This is a genomic window from Shimwellia pseudoproteus (genome assembly GCF_016415625.1).
Classification (GTDB): Bacteria; Pseudomonadota; Gammaproteobacteria; order Enterobacterales; family Enterobacteriaceae; genus Shimwellia; species Shimwellia pseudoproteus.
Genome location: NZ_WBXP01000003.1, coordinates 27,596 through 48,902, shown reverse-complemented (window position 1 = coordinate 48,902; position 21,307 = coordinate 27,596). Strand labels below are relative to the sequence as shown.

Below are 21,307 nucleotides of genomic sequence, written 5' to 3'. Positions count from 1 at the left end.
GGCCGTGAGCGGATCAGCGCAGATCGGCCATCAGCACTTTGGATCGCCGCTGATAGTTGTACATCTGTTTTTTGCTTTCCGGCAGTAGCTCAATATCCACCGGGGTGAAGCCACGCTCCTGGAACCAGTGAATGCTGCGGGTGGTGAGCACAAACAGCTTATCCAGCCCGGACTGTTTAGCCTGGTTGGCAATGCGCTCTAGCAGCAGTTCCCCCCGGGAGGAGCTGCGATAGTCAGGGTGAACCGCCACGCAGGCCATTTCGCCAATTTTCTCTTCCGGGAACGGATAGAGCGCGGCACAGGCAATGGTGGTGTTATCGCGCTGAATGATAGTGAATTTATCGATTTCCATCTCCAGCTGCTCCCGGGAGCGGCGCACCAGAATACCTTGCTGCTCCAGCGGGCGGATCAACTCGAGGATACCGCCAATATCATTAATGGTCGCCCGGCGCACTTGCTCGGCACTTTCCATCACTATCTGGGTGCCGATCCCGTCCCGGGAGAAGAGCTCCTGCACCAGGGCGCCATCGTCCTGGTAGCTCAGTAGATGGCTGCGGCGCACGCCGCTGCGGCAGGCTTTCACTGCCCCGCGCAGGAAGCGCACCGTGCCGGAGTTATAGTCACCCTGGGCTTCCAGGGCTTCAATTTTGGCCTGGGCTTCCCCCGGGAACAGCTCCGGCAGGATATTGCCGTTGTCGTCCTCCACCCCCTGGGCAGAGCAGAAGCCAATCAACTTCTCGGCTTTCAGCTTCACCGCCAGTTGGGTGGCCACTTCTTCTGAGGTCAGGTTAAAGCTCTCTCCGGTGACCGATACCGCCACCGGCCCCAGCAAGACAATAGCGCCGTTGTCCAGCTGGCGGTGGATGGCGTCTTCATCAATCCGGCGAATACGGCCGCTGTGGCAGTAATCGACCCCGTCATCTACCCCAAGGGGCTGGGCGATAATAAAGTTTCCGCTCACCACGTTAATATGCGCCCCCTGGAGTGGGGTATTATTCAGGCTCATGGAGAGCCGCGCCGTGATATCCAGCTGGAGCAAGCCCGCCGCCTGTTTTACCAAATCCAGGGTGGTGGCATCCGTTACCCGGATCTGCTTGTGATAAAGCGGCTCATGGTGATGGGCCGCCAGATTGGCGTCTATTTGCGGCCGTGCGCCGTAGACCACCACCAGGCGGATCCCCAGGCTGTGCAGCAGGCCGATGTCGCTGACAATATTCGCGAAGTTTTCATGCCCGATGGCTTCTCCGCCCAGCATAATCACGAAGGTTTTGCCACGATGGGCATTAATATAGGGGACTGAATGGCGGAATCCCTGTACCAGTTCGGTCTTACGCTCCTTCACCACGCTGATTACCCTCAATGAATGTTTATTCGATTAAAGTGTATTTTTATTCTGTTTTTGGGTTGAGTGCAAGCGTGATTTTTTAGGCCGTGATCAATTATTTTGTCGTTACGAATGCTGGCCGGATGTGATTGTTTACTGTTTTCCTGGTGACACTGGCCGTTGGTTTGGTTAAAGTTTTTGACTAAATTTTCTATTTTTATCTGTTTTGTTGCCGGTCGGTATTCAGGGAGAAGTATGTCAGACACCCCTTCAGCTATGACGCGTCGCCAGTTGCTCCAGGGGGCAGGAGCTATGTTGTTGCTCAGCGTGAGTAATATTGGTTATGCCGCCAGCGGTCAGGTCATCGCCGTGCGCGTATGGCCGTCATCTACCTATACCCGGGTCACGCTGGAGTCCAGCCGCCAGTTGAAGTATCGCCAGTTTGCACTTAGCCATCCGCAGCGGGTGGTGGTGGATCTCGAAGGTGTACATTTGAACGCGGTGCTTAAAGGGCTGGATAACCAAATTCGCCGCGATGATCCCTTTATTCAGTCTGCCAGGGTCGGGCAGTTTGATCCGCAAACCGTGCGTCTGGTGTTTGAATTAAAGCAGAATGTCAGCGCCCATATGTTTGCCCTCGCGCCGGTGGCGGGGTTTAAAGAGCGTACCGTCATGGATTTGTACCCGGCGAACACCAATAACGAGCATGATCCGCTGCTGGCGTTACTGGAGGATTACAACAACGGGCAACTGGATAAGCAAGTACCCACACCGGGGCCGCAACCGGGGAAAGCCGGGCGGGATCGGCCGATTGTTATCATGCTGGATCCTGGCCACGGCGGGGAAGATCCCGGGGCTATTGGCAAACATCGCACCCGTGAGAAGGACGTGGTGTTACAGATTGCCCGGCGGCTGCGCACCTTGATTGAGCGCCAGCCCAATATGAAAGCCTATATGACCCGTAACGAGGATGTGTTTATTCCGCTGAAGGTGAGGGTGGCCAAGGCCCAGAAGCAGCGGGCGGATCTGTTTGTGTCGATTCACGCCGATGCCTTTACCGATCGTTCTGCCCGGGGCTCGTCGGTGTTTGCGTTATCCACTAAAGGGGCCACCAGTACCGCGGCCAAGTTCCTTGCGAAGACCCAGAACGCGGCGGACTTGATAGGTGGGGTCAGCAAGAGCGGCGATCGCTACCTCGACCACACCATGTTTGATATGGTCCAGTCCCTGACGATTAACGACAGTCTGAAATTCGGCAAAGCGGTGCTGGGCCATTTGGGGCGCATCAATAAGCTGCATAAAAATCGGGTGGATCAGGCGGGCTTTGCGGTACTGAAAGCGCCGGATATTCCGTCAATCCTGGTGGAGACGGCGTTTATCAGTAATGTCGATGAAGAGCGTAGGCTGCGTACGGCGGCGTTTCAGCAGCAGGTGGCGGAATCGATTCTGGCAGGGATTAAAGCCTATTTTTCTGAGCACGGGGCGCTGGCACGACGCGGGTAACACCGCGTTTGCTTGTTTGCTTTGCAACAGGAGATTATTGATGAGGGGATATTGGCCGGGGCCAGATACAAAAAAACACCCGTAAGGGTGTTCTTTAAAATGGTTGCGGGGGCCGGATTTGAACCGACGACCTTCGGGTTATGAGCCCGACGAGCTACCAGGCTGCTCCACCCCGCGTCCGTATCTCTCTACTTCATTTTCACAGTATGTTATCGCAGCATTATCTTCACAGTGCTATCTTCACAGCGTTCGATATTGGTTGCGGGGGCCGGATTTGAACCGACGACCTTCGGGTTATGAGCCCGACGAGCTACCAGGCTGCTCCACCCCGCGTCCGTGCTATCGATGTTACTGCTACTACAACTGCTACTTTACACATTACTACGGCATACTGCGTAATTGGTTGCGGGGGCCGGATTTGAACCGACGACCTTCGGGTTATGAGCCCGACGAGCTACCAGGCTGCTCCACCCCGCGTCCGTGGAAGCGCACTATACTCTGCTGCGGCTGTGATACAACCTTTTTTTTAAACAAATTGATATCTTTTACATTTTTTGCTGAATTAATCGCCATTACCAGGGGATTCTGTGCATTTGTGGCCCCCGTTCTTTTTAAAGCGATTTTATTAGTGGGTGGGGTTTGCTATCTTCGCCCGGCAGCACGCATGAATCCAGGACATGATGTAATGAATAAACGTTGGCTCAAATTCACCCTGACAGGTGCCATGATTGCAATTCTGGCTGCCTGCTCTTCAAAACCGACCGATCGCGGTCAGCAATATGATGACGGTAAGTTTACGCAGCCGTTCTCACTGGTTAACCAGCCGGATGCCGTTGGGGCACCGATCAATGGCGGGGACTTCTCAAAACAGATCAGCGCGATTCGCGGTGCATCTCCCCGTTTGTACAATAACCAGAGTAATGTCTATAACGCCGTACAAAGCTGGCTGCGGGCCGGTGGCGATACCCGGACCTTACGCCAGTATGGTCTGGATGCCTGGCAGATGCAGGGGGCAGATAACTACGGCAACGTCCAGTTTACCGGTTACTACACCCCGGTTATCCAGGCGCGCCACACCCGCCAGGGCGAGTTCCAGTACCCTATTTATCGGATGCCGCCAAAACGCGGACGGTTACCGTCCCGGGCAGAGATTTATGCCGGTGCGCTGAGCGACAGTTATGTGCTGGCGTACAGCAACTCGCTCATGGACAACTTTATTATGGATGTTCAGGGCAGTGGCTATATCGACTACGGTGATGGCTCTCCGCTTAACTTCTTTAGTTATTCCGGCAAAAACGGCCACGCTTACCGCAGCATCGGTAAGGTGCTTATCGATCGCGGTGAAGTGAAACGCGAAGATATGTCGATGCAGGCTATCCGCCACTGGGGGGAGACCCACAGTGAAGCCCAGGTCCAGGAACTGTTAGAACAGAACCCGTCCTTCGTGTTCTTTAAACCGCAATCCTATGCGCCGGTGAAAGGGGCCAGTGCGGTGCCGCTGATTGGCCGGGCCTCCGTGGCGTCTGACCGCAGCATTATCCCGGCCGGGACCACGCTGCTCACTGAAGTGCCGCTCCTGGACAATAACGGTAAATTTACCGGCCAGTACGAGCTGCGCGTCATGGTGGCGCTAGACGTCGGTGGGGCGATTAAAGGCCAGCACTTTGATATCTATCAGGGGATTGGCGCCGATGCCGGTCACCGGGCCGGTTGGTATAACCACTATGGCCGGGTATGGGTGCTGAAAGCAGCGCCGGGGACCGGGAATAGTGTGTTTAGCGGTTAATCTCACCGACACTCCACTTCCGTCACAGCGGGCTGTATAATCAGCCCGTTTTTTATTCTGTTTATCTGAGGAATTTCCATGTCAGTGGTGCTCTCCGACGGCTGGATGCAGCGTTTCGGCGGTACGGCGCGGTTATACGGTGCCGACGCATTACCCCTTTTTGCCCAGGCCCATGTGTGTGTGGTCGGGATTGGCGGGGTGGGCTCCTGGGCCGCAGAGGCGCTGGCCAGAACCGGTATTGGCGCGATTACCTTGATCGATATGGATGATGTCTGCGTCACCAACACTAACCGCCAGATCCACGCCCTGCGGGGGAATGTCGGGCTGGCGAAGGCCGGGGTGATGGCCGACCGTATCCGCGACATCAACCCGGAGTGTGCGGTGACCATTATCGATGACTTCGTGACAGTCGATAATGTGGCGGAGTACATGGGCAAGGGATATAGCTACGTGATTGACGCTATCGACAGTGTGCGCCCGAAGGCGGCACTGATTGCCTGGTGCCGGCGCAATAAAGTCCCGCTGGTGACCACGGGCGGGGCCGGGGGGCAAATTGATCCCACCCAGATCCAGGTGGCGGACCTGGCCAAAACGATTCAGGACCCGCTGGCCGCGAAAGTGCGTGAGCGCCTGAAACACGACTTCGGCGTGGTGAAGAACAGTAAAGGGAAGCTGGGGGTGGATTGCGTATTTTCTACTGAAGCGCTGGTCTATCCCCAGACCGATGGCAGCGTTTGCGCGGCTAAGAGTACCGCAGAAGGGCCAAAACGGATGGATTGCGCCTCCGGGTTTGGTGCCGCCACGATGGTGACCGCCAGCTTCGGCTTTGTGGCCGTCTCCCATGTGCTGAAGAAAATGCTGGCGAAGGCGGCCCGGCAGGCGGGCTGATCAGTCTTGTGCGGCCCGGTTGACGGCGGCAATCAGCGCCGCCAGCCCCTGGCCACGGGAGGCGCTGAGCTGGTGTTGTAATCCGAGGGTGGCAAACAGCGCCCCCGGGTCCATCTGGCGCAACGCCGGGGCCGTTTTCCCTTCGACGGCGGTGAGCAGTACCGCCAGCAGGCCGCGAACGATGCGGCCTTCACTCTCGCCGTAAAAGTGCAGCCGGCCATCGCTGAGCCGGGTATGCCCCAGCCACACCCGGTTTTCACATCCCGCAATTTCGATATCCGGCGTTTTGTACTGCTCCGCCAGGGGCGGCAGCGTTTTACCTAACTGGATCAGCAGGCGGTATTTATCTTCCCACTGGCGGGCGGCGGCAAACTGCGCGGTTAACTGGTCAACGGTAATCGTGGTACCAAAGGGATGGGCGGTGGTCATGGTATTTATCCAGCAGCTTAATCAATCAGTAAGTCGAGGGCCCGGTCGACACTCTCCACCAGGCGGGTGACATCGGCAGGGCTATTATAAGGGGCAAATGAGGCCCTGATAGTCCCGGTGACCCCAAGGGCGGCCAGCAGGGGCTGGGCGCAGTGCTGCCCGGCGCGCAGGGTAAGGCCGGACTCTGCCAGCAGGGTCGCGAGATCCCCGTAGTGGACCCCGTCAAAATTAAACGCCAGCAGGCTGGCATCCTGGCAGCGGTAGCTGTGAAAACCGGGGCGCCTGGCCAGCAGCGCTTCGGCCTGCGTGGCCAGGCCGCGGGTATAGTGCTCAGCCTGGGACATATCGATAGTCTCAAGCCAGGTGAGCGCCGCATCGAGCCCGATAACGCCGGCAATATTTGGGGTGCCGGCTTCCAGCCCCCAGGGAACATCCTGGCGCGTAAAACCGTCAAAACTGACCTGTTTTACCATCTTTCCGCCCCCCAGCCAGGGGGACATCTCCTGCAACAGTGCCCGGCGGCCATACAGGGCGCCGATGCCGGTAGGACCATATAACTTATGGGCCGAAAAAGCATAAAAGTCGATGTCCAGGGCGTTAACATCCACGGGGCTGTGGGCAATCCCCTGGGCGCCATCCACCATCACAACCGCCCCGCTCGCATGAGCCATATTTATCGCCCGGGCCAGATCCGGGGCCCCGCCGGTGACATTGGACATTTGCCCCAGTGCCAGGAGGCGGGTGCGGGGGGTCAGTAATGTCGGGAGCTGGTCAAGATCCGGCAGGCGCAGGTGGTTGAGCGGCAGTTTGACCACCCGGGCACCGGTTTGCTGTGCCACCATCAGCCAGGGCACCAGATTGGCGTGGTGTTCGGCCTCGCTAACGATAATCTCATCCCCGGGGGCTAAGCGGGGCTGCGCATAGCAGCGGGCCACCATATTGATGGCCTCGGTGGTGCCCCGGGTCCAGACGATGTTATCTGCCGCCGGGGCGTTGAGCAGCCGGGCAACGCGGCCCCTGGCCGCTTCAAAATGGTCCGTTAATTGGCGGGCCTGTAGCGACTGGCTGCGGTGAACACTGCCTGAGGCGGTGCTGTAATACTGCTGTGTCGCGCGGATCACCGGCTCAGGTTTGAGGGTGGTCGCAGCGCTGTCCAGGTAGATATCGGCCCCTGACAGGGCGGGAAATTGTTCGCGAAAGCGCGCCGGGGAAAATGCTTTCATGGGAGTCCTCGTCTTTACCGGGAGGATGGTGAACTATTTAGCCGGGGAGTACAAGACACGCGGGCGCTTAAGAATGGTCTCTATCTTTAGCACGCATCGGTTTTGTTGGTTATGCTAAATATTGTTTAATGTTCGTTTCATTCACCCGGTTGTTAACTAAAAAAATAGCATTTAATGCTAATGGAGGAGCAGTATGAATAAGACTATCCCCCTGATCGCGGCGTGTTTAATGACCCTTTCGCTGGCGGCCTGTTCCGGGCAAAGTTACCTGATGCACACCAGTGATGGGCGGACCATTGTCACTGAGGGCAAGCCGCAGACCGATAGCCAGACCGGTATGATCTCTTATAAAGATGCCTGGGGTAATAAGCAGCAGATTAACCGCAGCGACGTCAAAGAGATGACCGCTCTGGAAGACTAACAGCGAAATTAGTGTAATTGCCTGATTAACGGCAAAAAAAAGCACCGCAATCGGCGGTGCTACACTAATCACTATGGACAGACAGGGTAAATGTACAGGAAGTGAAATATGGTAGCGTGGCTACCGGGGTCTGAATGGCAGACCAATTTGCAAACACAACAACACAACATCACAACCGTAAGCCAAAAGCCTTTCAGAATATCCATCCTAAAAAACTTTTCGTTCCGGCTCAGGAAGTGGCGCCACTATAGGTATTTGCTGGTGCATCCTCAACGGACAAATTATAATGGCTCAGATAAAAAAAACTAATAGGTTAACCCTTTAGTCTTTTTGTGAATTTTTTTAACATTACATCCGGTTACCATGTCAAAGCGATTACCTCCACTGAATGCACTGCGAGCGTTTGACTCTGCCGCCCGTCACCTTAGTTTTACTAAGGCAGCGGAAGAGCTGTTCGTTACCCAGGCGGCTGTCAGTCATCAGATTAAGTCTCTGGAAGACTTTCTTGGGCTAAAATTGTTCCGGCGACGGAATCGTTCCCTGCTGCTAACCGAAGAGGGGCAAAGTTATTTCCTCGATATCAAGGAAATCTTTTCTCAACTCACCGACGCGACGCGTAAACTACAGGCGCGCAGCGCCAAAGGGGCGCTGACAGTCAGTATGCTGCCCAGCTTTGCCATTCAGTGGCTGGTGCCCCGGCTAACCAGTTTTAACCAGGACTGGCCGGGAATCGACGTACGTATTCAGGCGGTTGACCGTCAGGAAGATAAACTGGCAGATGATGTTGATGTGGCTATCTTCTATGGGCGGGGTAACTGGCCCGGGTTGCGGGTTGAGAAGTTATACGCGGAGTATTTACTGCCGGTCTGTTCGCCGCTGCTGTTAACCGGGGACAAGCCGCTGAAAACCCCCGCGGATCTTGCCAAACACACGCTGCTGCACGATGCGTCGCGCCGTGACTGGCAAACCTATACCCGCCAGTTGGGGCTAAACCAGATCAATGTGCAGCAGGGGCCTATCTTTAGCCACAGCGCGATGGTGTTGCAGGCCGCCATTCACGGCCAGGGGGTGGCCCTGGCCAATAACGTGATGGCCCAGACCGAAATCGAAGCCGGGCGCCTGGTGTGCCCGTTTAATGATGTGCTGGTGAGTAAAAATGCGTTTTATCTGGTTTGCCATGACAGTCAGGCAGAACTGGGTAAAATAGCCGCATTTCGAAAATGGATCCTGGCGAAAGCGGCCAGTGAACAAGAGAAATTTCGCTTTCGCTACGAACAATAATCACTGTGCGCCCCCGTGGCGCGCCTGACCTGAAGGTTTGATCATGACCAGCCGTTTCATGCTGATTTTTGCCGCCATAAGCGGGTTTATTTTTGTCGCGCTGGGGGCTTTTGGCGCCCATGTGCTGAGTAAGTCTTTAGGGGTTGTGGAGATGGGCTGGATCCAGACCGGCCTCGAATATCAGGCTTTCCATACCCTGGCTATTTTTGGTTTAGCGGTGGCCATGCAGCGCCGTATTAGCATCTGGTTTTACTGGAGCAGTCTTTTCCTGGCGCTGGGCACCGTACTGTTCAGCGGCAGCCTCTACTGCCTGGCACTGTCCCATTTACGGCTCTGGGCGTTTGTAACCCCGGTGGGGGGCGTCAGTTTTCTGGCGGGTTGGGTATTAATGTTGATCGGCGCAATTCGTCTGAAACGCCGGGGTGTTGTTCATGAATAAAGTTGTACTGTATTGCCGTCCGGGCTTTGAAAAAGAGTGCGCGGCGGAGATTACCGATAAAGCCGGGCAGATGAATATCTTTGGCTTTGCCCGGGTAAAAGACAATTCCGGCTATGTGATTTTTGAATGTTATCAGCAAGATGATGCTGAAAAAATCATTCGCGATATGCCGTTTGCGTCGCTGATTTTTGCCCGCCAGATGTTTGTCGCGGGTGAGCTGCTAAAAGATCTGCCGCCGGAGGATAGGATCACCCCGATAAGCGGCATGTTGCAGGGCATGGTCGAGAAGGGCGGCGAGCTGCGGGTTGAAGTGGCCGACACCAACGAAAGCAAAGAGCTGATGAAGTTCTGCCGCAAGTTGACTGTGCCGCTGCGCGCGGCGCTGCGCGAAACCGGGGTACTGGTGAACTATGAAACCCCGAAACGTCCGGTGGTACATGTGTTTTTTATCACCCCGGGCTGCTGCTATGTCGGCTATTCGCTGACCCACAACAACTCGCCCTTCTATATGGGGATTCCGCGGCTCAAGTTCCCGGCTGATGCGCCGAGCCGTTCAACCCTGAAGCTGGAAGAGGCCTTTCACGTGTTTATTCCCGCCGATGAATGGGATGAGCGCCTGGCAAACGGGATGTACGCGGTGGATCTGGGGGCCTGCCCAGGCGGCTGGACCTATCAGCTGGTGAAGCGCAATATGTGGGTCTCCTCCGTGGATAACGGCCCCATGGCCCAGAGCCTGATGGATACCGGCCAGGTGACCTGGCTGCGTGAAGATGGCTTCCGTTATCGCCCCACCCGCAACAACATTTCGTGGATGGTGTGTGACATGGTGGAGAAGCCCGCCAAAGTCGCCGCGCTGATGACCGAATGGCTGGTTAATGGCTGGTGCCGGGAAACCATTTTTAACCTCAAATTGCCGATGAAAAAGCGCTATGAGGAAGTGTCCGGGATTCTGGCGAATATTCAGGCCCGCCTTGAAGAGAACGGCATTAATGCCCAGATCCAGGCCCGCCAGCTATACCACGATCGCGAAGAGATCAGTGTTCACGTGCGGCGTATCTGGGCCGCCGTTGGTGGCCGACGCGATGAGCGTTAAGTACCGGTAATGATGGCCCTGCGGGGCCATTTTTTTTGGTCGTTCAGGGCCGGGCGGCCGGAAGCCGCAGCTGCTGGAGATTCCCGTCGAGGGTTAAATCGGTTTGCAGCCGGGACACCTGGCGGCAGGTTAACGCCATCTGCTGATGTTCACTCAGCTTCTTACGCCATTTCTCCGGCACCCCATCCAGCCCCTGGTATAACGCCTCCAGCGTGCCGAACTGGCTAATTAACTGGGCGGCGCTCTTCGGGCCAATGCCCGGGACCCCGGGAATTTTACTGCTGCTGATCCCCGCAAGCCCCCAGAAGTTCGGCAATTGCGCCGGGGCAACGCCATACTCGGCGGCAATAAACGGGGCATCCAGCCAGCGTTTCTGGAAGTAATCACGGATCTGCACCCCCGGCGCCAGTAACTGGCAGAAGCCTTTATCCGTCGAGACAATGGTCGACATATGCCCGGCGCTAGCCACTTTTACCGCCAGGGTAGCCGCCAGATCGTCAGCCTCGTTACCGGCAGAAAACCAGCAGCGCACTCCGCGGGCTTCAAAGGCCGCGCGCAGGGCCGGTAGCTCCGCCGCCAGGGTGTCCGGCATCGGCGGGCGTCCCGCTTTATAATCCGGTAATAACTGGTGGCGCCAGCCTTCCCGGCGGGCTTCGTCATCAAATACCGCCACCGCATGGCTGGGCTGGCTGTGGACAATCAATTGTTCCAGGGCGTGCAGGCAGGTTGTGGCGCAGGGGGAGCCCTGTACTGCATGAATACGGCGGATTAAATTCAGGGCGTCAACAATCAGCAGATGAACGGTCATGGACAACGGGTCGCTTGTGGGTGAGGGGCAACCATACCATGAAAAGGGGAATACCGGCCATGGCTGGCCGGTAGGGGGATGACAACTTAGTCGCAGGCGAGAATTTTCATCGCCAGGCCGCCGCGGGAGGTTTCGCGGTATTTGGCATTCATATCTTTCCCGGTTTCGTACATGGTTTCGATAACTTTATCCAGGCAGACCCGGGGCTCGCTGGTACGGCGCAGCGCCATACGGGCGGCGTTGACCGCCTTGACCGAGGCAATCGCGTTACGCTCGATGCAGGGCACCTGAACCTGGCCGGCAACCGGGTCGCAGGTCAGGCCGAGGTTATGCTCCATACCAATCTCTGCGGCAATACATACCTGGTCCGGGCTGCCGCCCAGCAGTTCGGCGAGGCCCGCCGCAGCCATGGAGCAGGCGACGCCCACTTCACCCTGGCAGCCCACTTCGGCACCCGAAATCGAGGCGTTCATCTTGTACAGTGAGCCGATGGCGCTGGCCACCAGCAGGTAACGGGTAATCGAGTTGGTGTTTACTTCGCGAATAAACTTGTCGTAGTACGCCAGCACCGCCGGCACAATCCCGCAGGCGCCGTTGGTCGGCGCGGTAACCACCCGGCCACCGGCGGCATTTTCTTCATTGACCGCCAGGGCGAACATGTTGATCCAGTCCACTACCGCCATCGGATCGGTGGTCATTTTATCGCTGCTGACCAGCATCCGGCGCAGTGCGGCGGCCCGGCGCGGAACCCGCATTTTACCCGGCAATACCCCTTCGGTATTGATGCCGCGTTCGATCCCGGCGCGCATCACGTTCCAGACGTTCAGCAGGTGGGCCTGGAGTTCTTCTTTGCTGTGCAGGGCTAATTCGTTTTGCATTATCAGGCCAGACAGCGACAGGCCGGTTTCCCGGCAGTGACGGCGCAGATCCGCCGCGCTCTGGTATGGGTAGGGTACCGCAACCGGGGATTCATCCTGCTGGCCAAAATGGGCCTCATCAACAATAAAACCGCCGCCGATAGAGTAGTAGGTCTGGCTGTAGAGCACAGTGTCCCCGGCCAGGGCGGTAATACGCATGCCGTTCTCATGCAGCGAGAGATTATCCGCGTGGAAATTCATGCTGGTATCTACCGGGAAGTCCACTTCGTGCTGGCCCTGGGCGAGCATCAGGCGGCCGTGGGTATTTACATCCTGAATAAAATGCGGGATGGCATCAATATCCACGGTATCCGGCAAATTACCGGCCAGACCCATGATAATGGCGATATCAGTATGGTGGCCCTTGCCGGTTAACGACAGCGAGCCATAGACGTCCACCACGATACGGGTGGTATCGAACAATTTCCCTTGCGCTATCAGATCGTCTGTAAAGTGTTTACCTGCTTTCATCGGCCCCACCGTATGGGAACTGGAAGGCCCGATACCGATTTTGAAAATATCGAATACGCTAATCATATGGCGTCCATTGCGTGGGTTAGTAAGAATATATTCCGTTAGATGCGGGGGTGACACATCCAGGGGAATAGACTCCGGGTGGCTGAGGGCGCCACCGCCGGGGCGGTGGCGCAATGGGTATTAGCTGAACAGAGAGTAGGCGATTGCGGAGATGGCAATCAGGCCCATGATGGTGACAAATACGTTGCTGATGTGGCCGCTGTATTTGCGCATTGCCGGGACTTTCTGAATTGCATACATCGGCATCAGGAACAGGATGCAGGCGATAATCGGGCCACCCAGGGTTTCAATCATTCCGAGGATGCTCGGGTTCAGGGTGGCAACAATCCAGGTGGTGACCAGCATGAACAGGGCAGTGATTTTGTTCAGGCGGCTGGTTTCGATAGTTTTACCTTTACCGCGCAGGGATTTGATAACCATGCCGTTGAAGCCTTCACGGGCACCCAGGTAGTGGCCGAGGAAGGATTTGGTGATGTCGATAATCGCGATAATCGGCGCCATCTAGGCAATCACCGGGGCGTTAAAGTGGTTAGCCAGGTAAGACAGAATCGAGATGTTCTGTGCTTTCGCTTCGGCCAGGTCTGCCGGGGACAGGCTCAGTACGCAGCTGAAGACAAAGAACATAACGGTCAGCACCATCATGATGTGAGCGCAAGCCAGGATACGGGAGCATTTTTTCTCAGCGCCATCACCGTACTCTTCGCGTTTCGCAACAGCGAAAGAAGAGATTATCGGGGAGTGGTTGAAAGAGAACACCATGACCGGGATGGCCAGCCACAGGGTCATCCACAGGCCGTTACCGGTGGTAGATGCGCTGCTCAGAGAGAGGGTTTCCAGGGCCGCACCGCTCCACTGTGGGATCAGGTAGCACGCCAGCACCATCAGGGCGGCAACAAACGGGAACACCAGCACACTCATCGCTTTCACGATCATCTTCTCGCCGAAGCGCACGATGGTCATCATACCAATGATAAGGATCAGCGACAGGATGGCGCGCGGTGGGGACACCATACCCAACTGGTGGGTCAGGAAGCTGTCCACGGTGTTAGTGATGGCCACGCTGTAGACCAGCAGAATCGGGTAGATTGCGAAGAAGTACAGCAGGGTAATCAGTTTACCGGCGCCGACACCGAAGTGTTCTTCTACTACTTCAGTAATATCTTCACCCGGGTTTTTACCGGAGAGCACAAAGCGAGTCAGCCCGCGGTGGGCGAAGAACGTCATCGGGAAGGCGAGGATGGCCATGATGATCAGCGGGATCATGCCACCAACACCGGCATTGATCGGCAGGAACAGTACGCCAGCACCGATTGCCGTGCCGTACAGGCCCAGCATCCACATGGTGTCGGACTTACGCCACGAACTGGTAGCTCCAGCCTGCGGCAGTGTAGTGGTTTGAGTTGTATCCATGAACATCTCCAGGGGGACGATAGTTACCGGGTTTATAGTCAATTACGACGTAAAATCGAAAGACGATAAAATGTTATTCTGTGTAAGACGGGATTTTCGTAATTTTCCCCGTCATATTTAGGTTGAGAAAGATACATTTATACATTCAATGTATCAGTGATCATGATCCCAATTGCATCATTCAGCCTGGAACAGGAAATATGGCAGTTTTATCTGCTGGTTCAGCAAAATTACTTGTTTATATATGGCGGAATACGGAATAAATGCAGTGGATACATAAGATTATGTTGGCAGTTACGCCGGGCAACTGATTATAAAATAGACATTTGGCAGTGATTGCTGCGTATTTTTGCGCGGTATTGGGTGTTTTTTGTCGGTTTCTGGAAAGGGGGGCGTATGAGAAGTGAACATCAGGCGGCCCGCAGGCCGCCCGGAGGATTAACGGCAGATCTCGTAACAGGGGATATACGCACTGCCGGGCAGTTTCATGCGGTGTTGCACCACAAATCCCTGTAACAGCTCATCCATGCGTTTCATGATGCTGGCATCGCCGTGGATTTTGTAGGGGCCGTATTTTTCAATGGCGTGGATCCCCACTTCTTTAACGTTACCGGCCACAATACCGGAGAACGCCCGGCGCAGTGCCGCCGCCAGTTGCTCTGCGGGTTGCTCCATATGCAGGTTGAGGTTCGCCATATTCTCGTGGTTTGGCTCAAAGGGCATTTGCAGATCCTGAGCAATCCGGATGGACCAGTTAAAACTATAGGCGTCACCGGTTTCCCGGCGGTTTTCTTTCACCTGGGGCATCGCTTTTTTCATCTGGCGGGCGACGTCTACCGGGTCATCAATGATGATTTTGTAGTGGCGGCGGGCTTTTTCGCCCAGGGTGCTGACGATAAAGTCATCCAGTACCCGGAAGTAGTCCGCGCTCTCTTTCGGGCCGGTCAAAATCAGCGGTAATAGCTGATCGTGGTTATGGGGCGTCATCAGAATACCGAGCAGATAGAGTAACTCTTCTGCGGTGCCCACCCCGCCAGGAAAGATAATAATCCCGTGGGCAATGCGGACAAACGCCTCAAGGCGTTTTTCAATGTCCGGCATGATAATCAGTTCGTTGACCAGTGGGTTAGGGGGCTCTGCCGCGATGATTGACGGCTCGGTCAGGCCAATAAAGCGGCCTTCTTTGTAACGCTGCTGGGCGTGGCCCACCGCGGCGCCTTTCATGGGGGCTTCCATCACACCCGGGCCGCAGCCGGTGCAGATGTTAAGTTCGCGCAGCCCCAGCTGATTACCGACACTGCGGGCATACAGGTACTCTTTTTCATTGATGGCGTGGCCGCCCCAGCAGACCACCATGTTGGGTGCTTCGCCCACGTGCAGGGCGCGGGCGTTGCGCAGAATAGAAAACACCAGGTTGGTGATATGGGCTGAATTTTCCGGATTAAGATGCTGAAAGCGTTCAGCTACCGACAGCTGACCGTTAACAAACAGGATGTCGCGCAATACGGCAAACAGGTTAGCCTGCAGTGAGCGAATAATTCTGCCATCCACAAAGGCGTCTTCTGGCGGATTGATCAGCTCCAGCTTAACGCCACGCTCCCGGCGCAGGACGTTAATGTCGAAGTTTTCAAAACGAGAGAGCAGTTCCTTACTGTTATCGGTTTGACTACCGGAGTTAAGAACGGCCAGTGAGCAGTTGCGAAACAGTTGGTACAAATCGCTGCTGGCCGTGCGTTTAAGCATGTCCACTTCCAGCTGCGACAGCATATCCATTGAGCCTAGCGGGCTAATATGTGTAATCAAGTTAACTCCTTATGAAGCGAAATCGCCGCTCCCCTGATTACAATAGCCCTGGGGTCTTCTGTTTCACAACCTGCCGAGATGAATAATCTTTGTTAATGCGGGCTATTTCCCGTTACTGGCGGACCAGGCGGCCGGTTGCCGGGGTAAATACTTCGTTGCTGCGCCACGGGTTAATATCCAGGCCGCCGCGCCGGGTATAGCGGGCATAGACGCTGAGGGCCTCCGGCTGGCAAAAGCGCTGAATATCGTTAAAAATACGCTCCACACACTGTTCATGAAACTCATTGTGGTGGCGGAAGGAGACCAGATAGCGCAGCAGCTTCTCGCGATCGATTTTGCCGCCCCGGTAGTGAATCTGTACTGATCCCCAGTCCGGCTGGTGGGTGATCAGGCAGTTCGATTTCAGCAGATGGCTGACCAGGGTCTCTTCTACCTGTTGCTCACCGACGGCCCCGTGGAGGTAATCGGCGCTGAAGGTGTAATTATCAATAACCAGCTGTGGCTGATCGTCAATGCATTCACCGGCAAAGGTGGCGATGGGCTGGCCTTCAATCGCTTCCAGCGGGCAGAGCACAACACTGACCTCGCCCTGGGCGCAGTGCTGCAAATCACGCTGTAGCGTTTCTCTCACCGCGTCGCGGTGGGGGAAGCGGGTCTGGTTAAAGCTGTTGAGGTACAGCTTAAAACTTTTTGATTCCACCAGATTCAGGCTGTTGGCATCCAGCGCCACGTGGCCCAGCGCCACCTGGGGCAGGCCATTGTCATTCAGCCAGGAAAGCTCATACAGGGTCCAGATATCGCGGCCGTGAAACGGTAACGCATCGGCATGCAGGCCCAGCGGGTCCCGGTTGAGGCTGCGCGGAACAGGCTGCAACAGGCTGGCATCGTAGTTATCTTTGTAAGCAGTCTTTTTCCCGAGGGTCAGGTTGCTCAGGGCCTGATGGTTTTCATAAGAGGACATGTGTCACCAGAATAAAGCGGGTACAATAATCCGCTAGTTTATCCTGAGTAGTGGAGTGAGAGAAAGTGAGTGATACGCGTTCTGCCCTGATGGCGTTTACCCAGCGTTATTGCCAGGGCTGGCAGCAGCAATCTGGCCACGGCCCGGTCAGCAGCGATCTGATTGGGCTGCCGTCGCCCTGCATCGTGACCAGCGATGACCACCAGGTTGAGTGGCACCCGGTTCCCTGTGAGCCTGCTACAGACTTATCTGCGGTAGAACGGGCGCTGGAGATAACCCTCCAGCCTGATGCGCATCAGTTCTGGTGTTCCCAGTACGCTGGCGATATGGCCGCCCGGCGGGAGGGCAACCCTCTGACCCTGTTGCAGGCATGGAGCGAGTGCGACTTTCAGCGTGCCCAGGAAAATATTATTGGCCATCTGGTGATGCAGCGGCGGCTGAAAATATCCCCCACGGTATTTTTGGCGACCACCGATGATGAGCTCACAATAATTTCGCTGTGTAACTTGACAGGTGAAGTGGTTCTTGAAAAACTCGGCACCCCACACCGTACAACCCTCGCCCGGGGGCTGAGTGACTTTCTCCAGCAGCTTGATCCCGTGACCGCATAATGGCATATGGCTTACCCGCGTGTGAGACATCTCTTACAAGCCATGTAGGAAAACCGACGAAAGTTGCGTAGTCCTCAGACCGCTGCTAACAGCACTTTTTCTTATATAACAACGCATTAAATGGATATCGCTGGCGATATTGGGTGTACGCCACTGCTATAATCCACCCGTGGCGTGGTTGTAAGCCGGTGGGTTTTGCGCGATTCTATGTCCGTCGACAGGAGGTCGCACGGTGAAGAGAACATCAGGATGATGGCTCAACACCAGCAGGACACACCCGGAGGGTGCTTCAGGGAAAGGCTTCAGGAAGAAGCAAGGATCACGCAGGAACGCGTAAGGGACACCTCCAGGATGGAGAAAGAGAGCCGGACGGGACGGAAGGTGGGTCAGGACAGACCAAAGGATGACACGTCAGGATGACGTAAGGAACACCATCAGGATGATGGATGCAGGACGCCGCGACAAAGGAATGTAGGTCAGGATAGACCAAAGGAAAAGTTGTCAAGGATGAGCAGGGAGCACCAAAAGTAGCTGGATTGCTGCGAAACGAATCGGGAGCACTGTGAAAACAGTGCTCCTTTTTTTTATGGTTTTTTTCCGTGGTATCCTGTCGCCCCCCGAATGCCTGATTATTGAGGTTAGCATGAGTCGTCATACCGCCGTGCACCAGCAACTGGTGCGTCTGGAACAGGTCCTGCGTGACCACCAGCAGTGGCAGGAGCAGCCCCCCCACGCAAGGGTATTTACCAGTACCCAGCCGTTTTTCATGGACACTATGGAACCGGCGCAGTGGTTACAGTGGGTATTAATTCCGCGCATGGTCGCCCTGTGTGAAGCCCGCCAGCCGTTGCCGGACACCTTCGCCGTTGCCCCCTATTTTGAGATGGCCGTGGCCGCCCCCCACCCAGGCCGGGACGCCATCCTTGCCCAGTTGCTGGCGCTGGATGCGCTGTTTGCTGGTGAAGACGCCTGATGCTGGAGATTATTTATCAAGATGAGTGGCTGGTAGCGGTGAATAAGCCATCTGGCTGGCTGGTGCACCGCAGTTGGCTGGACCGGGACGAAAAAGTGGTGGTGATGCAGACCGTGCGGGACCAGATTGGCCAGCATGTGTTTACCGCCCATCGTATCGATCGCCCCACGTCCGGCGTGCTGCTGATGGGCTTGTCCAGCGATGCCGGACGGCGGCTGGCGCAGCAATTTGAGGCCCGGCAGATAAAAAAACGCTACCACGCCATTGTGCGCGGCTGGCTGGAGGACGAGGCCACCCTCGATTATCCGCTGGTCGAAGAGCTGGACAAAATTGCGGATAAATTCTCCCGGGAGCCCCGTGAAGCCCAGCAGGCCGTAAGCCACTATCGGGGGCTGGCAACCACGCAACAGCCGGTGGCGGTCGGGCGCTATGACAGTGTGCGCTACAGCCTGGTGGAACTCTCCCCGGAAACCGGGCGTAAACACCAGTTGCGCCGCCATATGTCCCACCTGCGCCACCCGATTATCGGCGACAGTAAACATGGCGATTTGCGCCAGAACCGCGCGGCGGCAGAACATTTTGGCTGCCAGCGCCTGATGCTGCACGCCAGCCAGTTATCCATGACCCACCCTTACACCGGGGAGCCGCTGACCATCACCGCCGGGCTGGATAGCGTCTGGATGCAGGCGATATCACAATTCGGGTGGTGTGGGCTTCTCCCTGATATTGAAAGGGTTGAGTTTAACGACCCGAAGCCTCAGGATGATTTTCAGGCGACGACACGGAGTGAATAAGATGGCAGAGGTGGGTATTTTTGTCGGTACTGTGTATGGGAATGCGCTGTTGGTGGCAGAAGAGGCCCAGGCCATACTCAGTGAGCAGGGACATCAGGCGGTGGTTTTTGAAGATCCTGAATTGGCTGACTGGCAGCATTACCGGCAGCACTATGCGCTGGTGGTCACGTCGACCACAGGCCAGGGGGATTTGCCGGACAGCATTGTCCCGCTGTTTCAGGCCATAAAAGATAAACTGGGATATCAGCCGGAGCTGCATTACGGCCTGGTTGCCCTCGGGGACAGTAGCTACCCGCAGTTTTGCGGCGGAGGGAAACAGTTTGATGCGCTGCTTCAGGAGCAGGGCGCCCAGCGCGTCGGGGAGGTGCTGACCATCGATGCCGGTGAACACCCGGAACCCGAAACCGTTGCCAACCCCTGGGTTGAGCACTGGGGCACATTGCTTAAATAACGTACCGCTATCCCCGTCACGGCCCGTCGTTCAGGCGGGCCTGAATGTTGCCAGCGCACCGCCGCTGGCCCTATTCACATCACAAATTTCGACTGATTCGTGAGTGACCCGCCACTGTTTTGGTCGTATGACCTAAATAGAGCCAATTGATAATATCAATATTGTGCGCATGCACGGTGAACCCGGCCCTGGCCCTTCTTATACTTCATTCATTAAGTAACACATCATGGTCGCCACGGCGTTCAGCGTGCGCATAACTGCCCGGCCCCGGGGCGCCATTTTCATGTTGAGTAAATAAGGACAACAGGATGAACGCGTTTAATGCTACCCCCGTCGTGACGGCTATGCAGGTGATCCCGGTGGCGGGTCATGACAGTATGCTGATGAACCTTAGCGGCGCTCACGCGCCGTTTTTTACCCGCAATATCGTCATTATTAAAGACAATGCCGGGCATACCGGGGTCGGCGAAATTCCCGGCGGTGAGAAGATCCGCCAGACCCTGGAAGATGCCATCCCGCTGGTGGTGGGGAAAACCCTCGGTGAATATAAAAACCTGCTCAATCTGGTGCGCGGTCGCTTTGCGGATCGCGACAGCAGCGGGCGCGGGCTGCAAACCTTTGATCTGCGCACCACCATTCATGTGGTTACCGGTATTGAGGCCGCGATGCTCGATCTGCTGGGCCAGCATTTAGGGGTTAATGTCGCGTCGTTACTCGGGGAGGGGCAGCAGCGCAGCGCAGTGGAAATGCTCGGCTACCTGTTCTTTATTGGCGATCGCACGCAAACGCCGCTGCCCTACCAGAGCCAGCCCGATGACGCCTGCGACTGGTACCGCCTGCGCCATGAGGCCGCCATGACCCCGCAAGCGGTGGTCCGCCTCGCCACGGCGGCCTATGAGAAATACGGCTTCAACGATTTTAAACTTAAGGGCGGTGTGCTGAGCTGCGAGCAAGAAGCCCAGGCCGTTACCGCGCTGGCGCAGGCGTTCCCCGATGCCCGGATAACGCTGGATCCGAATGGCGCCTGGTCCCTGGATGAGGCGATCCGCATTGGCAAACAACTCAAAGGAGTACTGGCCTATGCGGAAGATCCCTGCGGTGCGGAGCAGGGATATTCTGGCCGTGAAGTGATGGCGGAATTTCGCCGGGCCACCGGCCTGCCCACCGCCACCAATATGATAGCCACTGACTGGCGCCAGATGGGCCATACCCTGGCGTTACAGTCCGTGGATATTCCCCTGGCGGACCCGCACTTCTGGACCATGCAAGGGTCGGTGAGGGTGGCGCAGATGTGCCATGAGTTTGGCCTGACATGGGGCTCTCACTCCAATAACCACTTTGATATCTCGCTGGCGATGTTTACCCATGTGGCCGCTGCCGCGCCGGGCAATATTACCGCCATAGATACCCACTGGATCTGGCAGGAGGGTAACCAGCAACTGACCAAAGCACCGCTACAAATTAAAGGCGGGATGGTTCAGGTACCGGAGGCGCCAGGGCTGGGGGTAGAGCTGGATATGGATAGGCTAATGCAGGCCAATGCGCTTTACCAGAAACACGGCCTTGGCGCCCGGGATGATGCGATGGCCATGCAGTACCTGATCCCGGGATGGACGTTCGATAACAAGCGCCCTTGTATGGTGCGTTAATGGATG

At 56.3% G+C, this 21,307-nt stretch carries 19 protein-coding genes, 3 tRNA genes and 1 pseudogene; 12 read left to right on the top strand and 11 right to left on the bottom strand.

The window, feature by feature from the left end:
• Positions 1-13: 13 nt before the first annotated feature.
• The gene (gene argA / locus F9C28_RS02465; RefSeq protein WP_199013559.1) at positions 14-1,345 is read right to left on the bottom strand and encodes an amino-acid N-acetyltransferase; all 1,332 of its coding nucleotides are present in this window, start codon (positions 1,343-1,345) and stop codon (positions 14-16) included.
• Positions 1,346-1,579: 234 nt separating this feature from the next.
• Between argA and amiC the strand changes: the two genes are divergently transcribed.
• Positions 1,580-2,827, top strand: a complete 1,248-nt coding sequence (amiC, locus tag F9C28_RS02460) for an N-acetylmuramoyl-L-alanine amidase AmiC (protein ID WP_199013557.1) — start codon at positions 1,580-1,582, stop codon at positions 2,825-2,827.
• Between the two features lie 100 nt (positions 2,828-2,927).
• Here the strand turns inward: amiC and F9C28_RS02455 are convergent.
• The 3 genes from F9C28_RS02455 to F9C28_RS02445 all read right to left on the bottom strand — a co-directional run bounded on the left by F9C28_RS02455 (position 2,928) and on the right by F9C28_RS02445 (position 3,304).
• Positions 2,928-3,004: transfer RNA gene (locus tag F9C28_RS02455), tRNA-Met, on the bottom strand.
• A 79-nt stretch (positions 3,005-3,083) separates the two neighbouring features.
• A tRNA-Met gene (locus tag F9C28_RS02450) sits at positions 3,084-3,160 on the bottom strand.
• A gap of 67 nt (positions 3,161-3,227) precedes the next feature.
• Positions 3,228-3,304: transfer RNA gene (locus F9C28_RS02445), tRNA-Met, on the bottom strand.
• Between the two features lie 208 nt (positions 3,305-3,512).
• Here F9C28_RS02445 and mltA point away from each other — a divergent pair.
• Positions 3,513-4,613 carry a murein transglycosylase A gene (gene mltA / locus F9C28_RS02440; protein ID WP_199013556.1) on the top strand — a complete coding sequence of 367 codons (1,101 nt, stop codon included), beginning with the start codon at positions 3,513-3,515 and terminating at the stop codon, positions 4,611-4,613.
• A gap of 78 nt (positions 4,614-4,691) precedes the next feature.
• Entirely contained in the window at positions 4,692-5,501 is an 810-nt protein-coding gene (tcdA, locus tag F9C28_RS02435) for a tRNA cyclic N6-threonylcarbamoyladenosine(37) synthase TcdA (RefSeq protein WP_199013554.1), read from the top strand.
• Here tcdA and csdE read toward each other — a convergent pair whose 3' ends face one another.
• Both csdE and csdA read right to left on the bottom strand, forming a co-directional pair.
• Entirely contained in the window at positions 5,502-5,930 is a 429-nt protein-coding gene (gene csdE, locus F9C28_RS02430; protein WP_199013553.1) for a cysteine desulfurase sulfur acceptor subunit CsdE, read from the bottom strand. It abuts the gene before it with no gap.
• Between the two features lie 17 nt (positions 5,931-5,947).
• The gene (csdA, locus tag F9C28_RS02425) at positions 5,948-7,153 is read right to left on the bottom strand and encodes a cysteine desulfurase CsdA (protein ID WP_199013551.1); all 1,206 of its coding nucleotides are present in this window, start codon (positions 7,151-7,153) and stop codon (positions 5,948-5,950) included.
• Positions 7,154-7,346: 193 nt separating this feature from the next.
• Between csdA and F9C28_RS02420 the strand changes: the two genes are divergently transcribed.
• From F9C28_RS02420 to rlmM, 4 genes are all read left to right on the top strand, one after another.
• Positions 7,347-7,574, top strand: a complete 228-nt coding sequence (locus F9C28_RS02420; protein WP_199013549.1) for a YgdI/YgdR family lipoprotein — start codon at positions 7,347-7,349, stop codon at positions 7,572-7,574.
• Between the two features lie 363 nt (positions 7,575-7,937).
• Positions 7,938-8,855, top strand: a complete 918-nt coding sequence (gcvA, locus tag F9C28_RS02415; protein ID WP_199013548.1) for a glycine cleavage system transcriptional regulator GcvA — start codon at positions 7,938-7,940, stop codon at positions 8,853-8,855.
• A gap of 43 nt (positions 8,856-8,898) precedes the next feature.
• Positions 8,899-9,294 carry a DUF423 domain-containing protein gene (locus tag F9C28_RS02410; protein WP_199013547.1) on the top strand — a complete coding sequence of 132 codons (396 nt, stop codon included), beginning with the start codon at positions 8,899-8,901 and terminating at the stop codon, positions 9,292-9,294.
• Positions 9,287-10,387, top strand: a complete 1,101-nt coding sequence (rlmM, locus tag F9C28_RS02405) for a 23S rRNA (cytidine(2498)-2'-O)-methyltransferase RlmM (protein ID WP_199013544.1) — start codon at positions 9,287-9,289, stop codon at positions 10,385-10,387. Before F9C28_RS02410 ends, rlmM begins: the two co-directional genes overlap by 8 nt.
• A gap of 43 nt (positions 10,388-10,430) precedes the next feature.
• On the opposite strand, the gene xni is transcribed toward rlmM, so the two are convergent.
• The 5 genes and pseudogenes from xni to queF form a co-directional block, all read right to left on the bottom strand.
• Positions 10,431-11,195: a flap endonuclease Xni gene (xni, locus tag F9C28_RS02400; RefSeq protein WP_199013541.1), complete on the bottom strand. Its 765-nt coding sequence runs from the start codon at positions 11,193-11,195 to the stop codon at positions 10,431-10,433.
• Positions 11,196-11,281: 86 nt separating this feature from the next.
• Positions 11,282-12,649 carry an L-serine ammonia-lyase gene (locus F9C28_RS02395; RefSeq protein ID WP_199013539.1) on the bottom strand — a complete coding sequence of 456 codons (1,368 nt, stop codon included), beginning with the start codon at positions 12,647-12,649 and terminating at the stop codon, positions 11,282-11,284.
• 120 nt (positions 12,650-12,769) lie between these two features.
• A pseudogene (locus tag F9C28_RS02390) lies at positions 12,770-14,059 on the bottom strand (HAAAP family serine/threonine permease).
• A gap of 438 nt (positions 14,060-14,497) precedes the next feature.
• Complete coding sequence (gene ppnN / locus F9C28_RS02385) at positions 14,498-15,862, bottom strand: nucleotide 5'-monophosphate nucleosidase PpnN (protein ID WP_199013537.1); 1,365 nt, start codon at positions 15,860-15,862, stop codon at positions 14,498-14,500.
• A gap of 112 nt (positions 15,863-15,974) precedes the next feature.
• Entirely contained in the window at positions 15,975-16,823 is an 849-nt protein-coding gene (queF, locus tag F9C28_RS02380) for an NADPH-dependent 7-cyano-7-deazaguanine reductase QueF (protein ID WP_199013536.1), read from the bottom strand.
• A gap of 65 nt (positions 16,824-16,888) precedes the next feature.
• Between queF and syd the strand changes: the two genes are divergently transcribed.
• The 5 genes from syd (at position 16,889) to gudD (ending at position 21,301) form a co-directional block, all read left to right on the top strand.
• Complete coding sequence (syd, locus tag F9C28_RS02375) at positions 16,889-17,434, top strand: SecY-interacting protein (RefSeq protein ID WP_199013534.1); 546 nt, start codon at positions 16,889-16,891, stop codon at positions 17,432-17,434.
• 643 nt (positions 17,435-18,077) lie between these two features.
• A complete protein-coding gene (locus F9C28_RS02370; protein WP_199013532.1) occupies positions 18,078-18,407 on the top strand; it encodes a YqcC family protein in 330 nt (109 codons plus the stop codon).
• Complete coding sequence (gene truC, locus F9C28_RS02365; protein WP_199013530.1) at positions 18,407-19,201, top strand: tRNA pseudouridine(65) synthase TruC; 795 nt, start codon at positions 18,407-18,409, stop codon at positions 19,199-19,201. The genes F9C28_RS02370 and truC overlap by 1 nt, the downstream gene beginning before the upstream one ends.
• Before the next feature lies 1 nt (position 19,202).
• Positions 19,203-19,652, top strand: a complete 450-nt coding sequence (locus F9C28_RS02360; RefSeq protein ID WP_199013711.1) for a flavodoxin — start codon at positions 19,203-19,205, stop codon at positions 19,650-19,652.
• 308 nt (positions 19,653-19,960) lie between these two features.
• The gene (gene gudD / locus F9C28_RS02355) at positions 19,961-21,301 is read left to right on the top strand and encodes a glucarate dehydratase (RefSeq protein ID WP_199013528.1); all 1,341 of its coding nucleotides are present in this window, start codon (positions 19,961-19,963) and stop codon (positions 21,299-21,301) included.
• The last annotated feature ends 6 nt before the right edge of the window (positions 21,302-21,307 follow it).

Excerpts from the sequence above, each read along its gene's own strand:
- amiC (WP_199013557.1), top strand. The coding sequence starts at position 1,580 with ATGTCAGACACCCCTTCAGCTATGACGCGTCGCCAGTTGCTCCAGGGG.
- mltA (WP_199013556.1), top strand. The coding sequence starts at position 3,513 with ATGAATAAACGTTGGCTCAAATTCACCCTGACAGGTGCCATGATTGCA.
- tcdA (WP_199013554.1), top strand. The coding sequence starts at position 4,692 with ATGTCAGTGGTGCTCTCCGACGGCTGGATGCAGCGTTTCGGCGGTACG.
- csdE (WP_199013553.1), bottom strand. The coding sequence starts at position 5,930 with ATGACCACCGCCCATCCCTTTGGTACCACGATTACCGTTGACCAGTTA.
- csdA (WP_199013551.1), bottom strand. The coding sequence starts at position 7,153 with ATGAAAGCATTTTCCCCGGCGCGCTTTCGCGAACAATTTCCCGCCCTG.
- F9C28_RS02420 (WP_199013549.1), top strand. The coding sequence starts at position 7,347 with ATGAATAAGACTATCCCCCTGATCGCGGCGTGTTTAATGACCCTTTCG.
- gcvA (WP_199013548.1), top strand. The coding sequence starts at position 7,938 with ATGTCAAAGCGATTACCTCCACTGAATGCACTGCGAGCGTTTGACTCT.
- F9C28_RS02410 (WP_199013547.1), top strand. The coding sequence starts at position 8,899 with ATGACCAGCCGTTTCATGCTGATTTTTGCCGCCATAAGCGGGTTTATT.
- rlmM (WP_199013544.1), top strand. The coding sequence starts at position 9,287 with ATGAATAAAGTTGTACTGTATTGCCGTCCGGGCTTTGAAAAAGAGTGC.
- xni (WP_199013541.1), bottom strand. The coding sequence starts at position 11,195 with ATGACCGTTCATCTGCTGATTGTTGACGCCCTGAATTTAATCCGCCGT.
- F9C28_RS02395 (WP_199013539.1), bottom strand. The coding sequence starts at position 12,649 with ATGATTAGCGTATTCGATATTTTCAAAATCGGTATCGGGCCTTCCAGT.
- queF (WP_199013536.1), bottom strand. The coding sequence starts at position 16,823 with ATGTCCTCTTATGAAAACCATCAGGCCCTGAGCAACCTGACCCTCGGG.
- F9C28_RS02370 (WP_199013532.1), top strand. The coding sequence starts at position 18,078 with ATGAGTCGTCATACCGCCGTGCACCAGCAACTGGTGCGTCTGGAACAG.
- truC (WP_199013530.1), top strand. The coding sequence starts at position 18,407 with ATGCTGGAGATTATTTATCAAGATGAGTGGCTGGTAGCGGTGAATAAG.
- F9C28_RS02360 (WP_199013711.1), top strand. The coding sequence starts at position 19,203 with ATGGCAGAGGTGGGTATTTTTGTCGGTACTGTGTATGGGAATGCGCTG.
- gudD (WP_199013528.1), top strand. The coding sequence starts at position 19,961 with ATGAACGCGTTTAATGCTACCCCCGTCGTGACGGCTATGCAGGTGATC.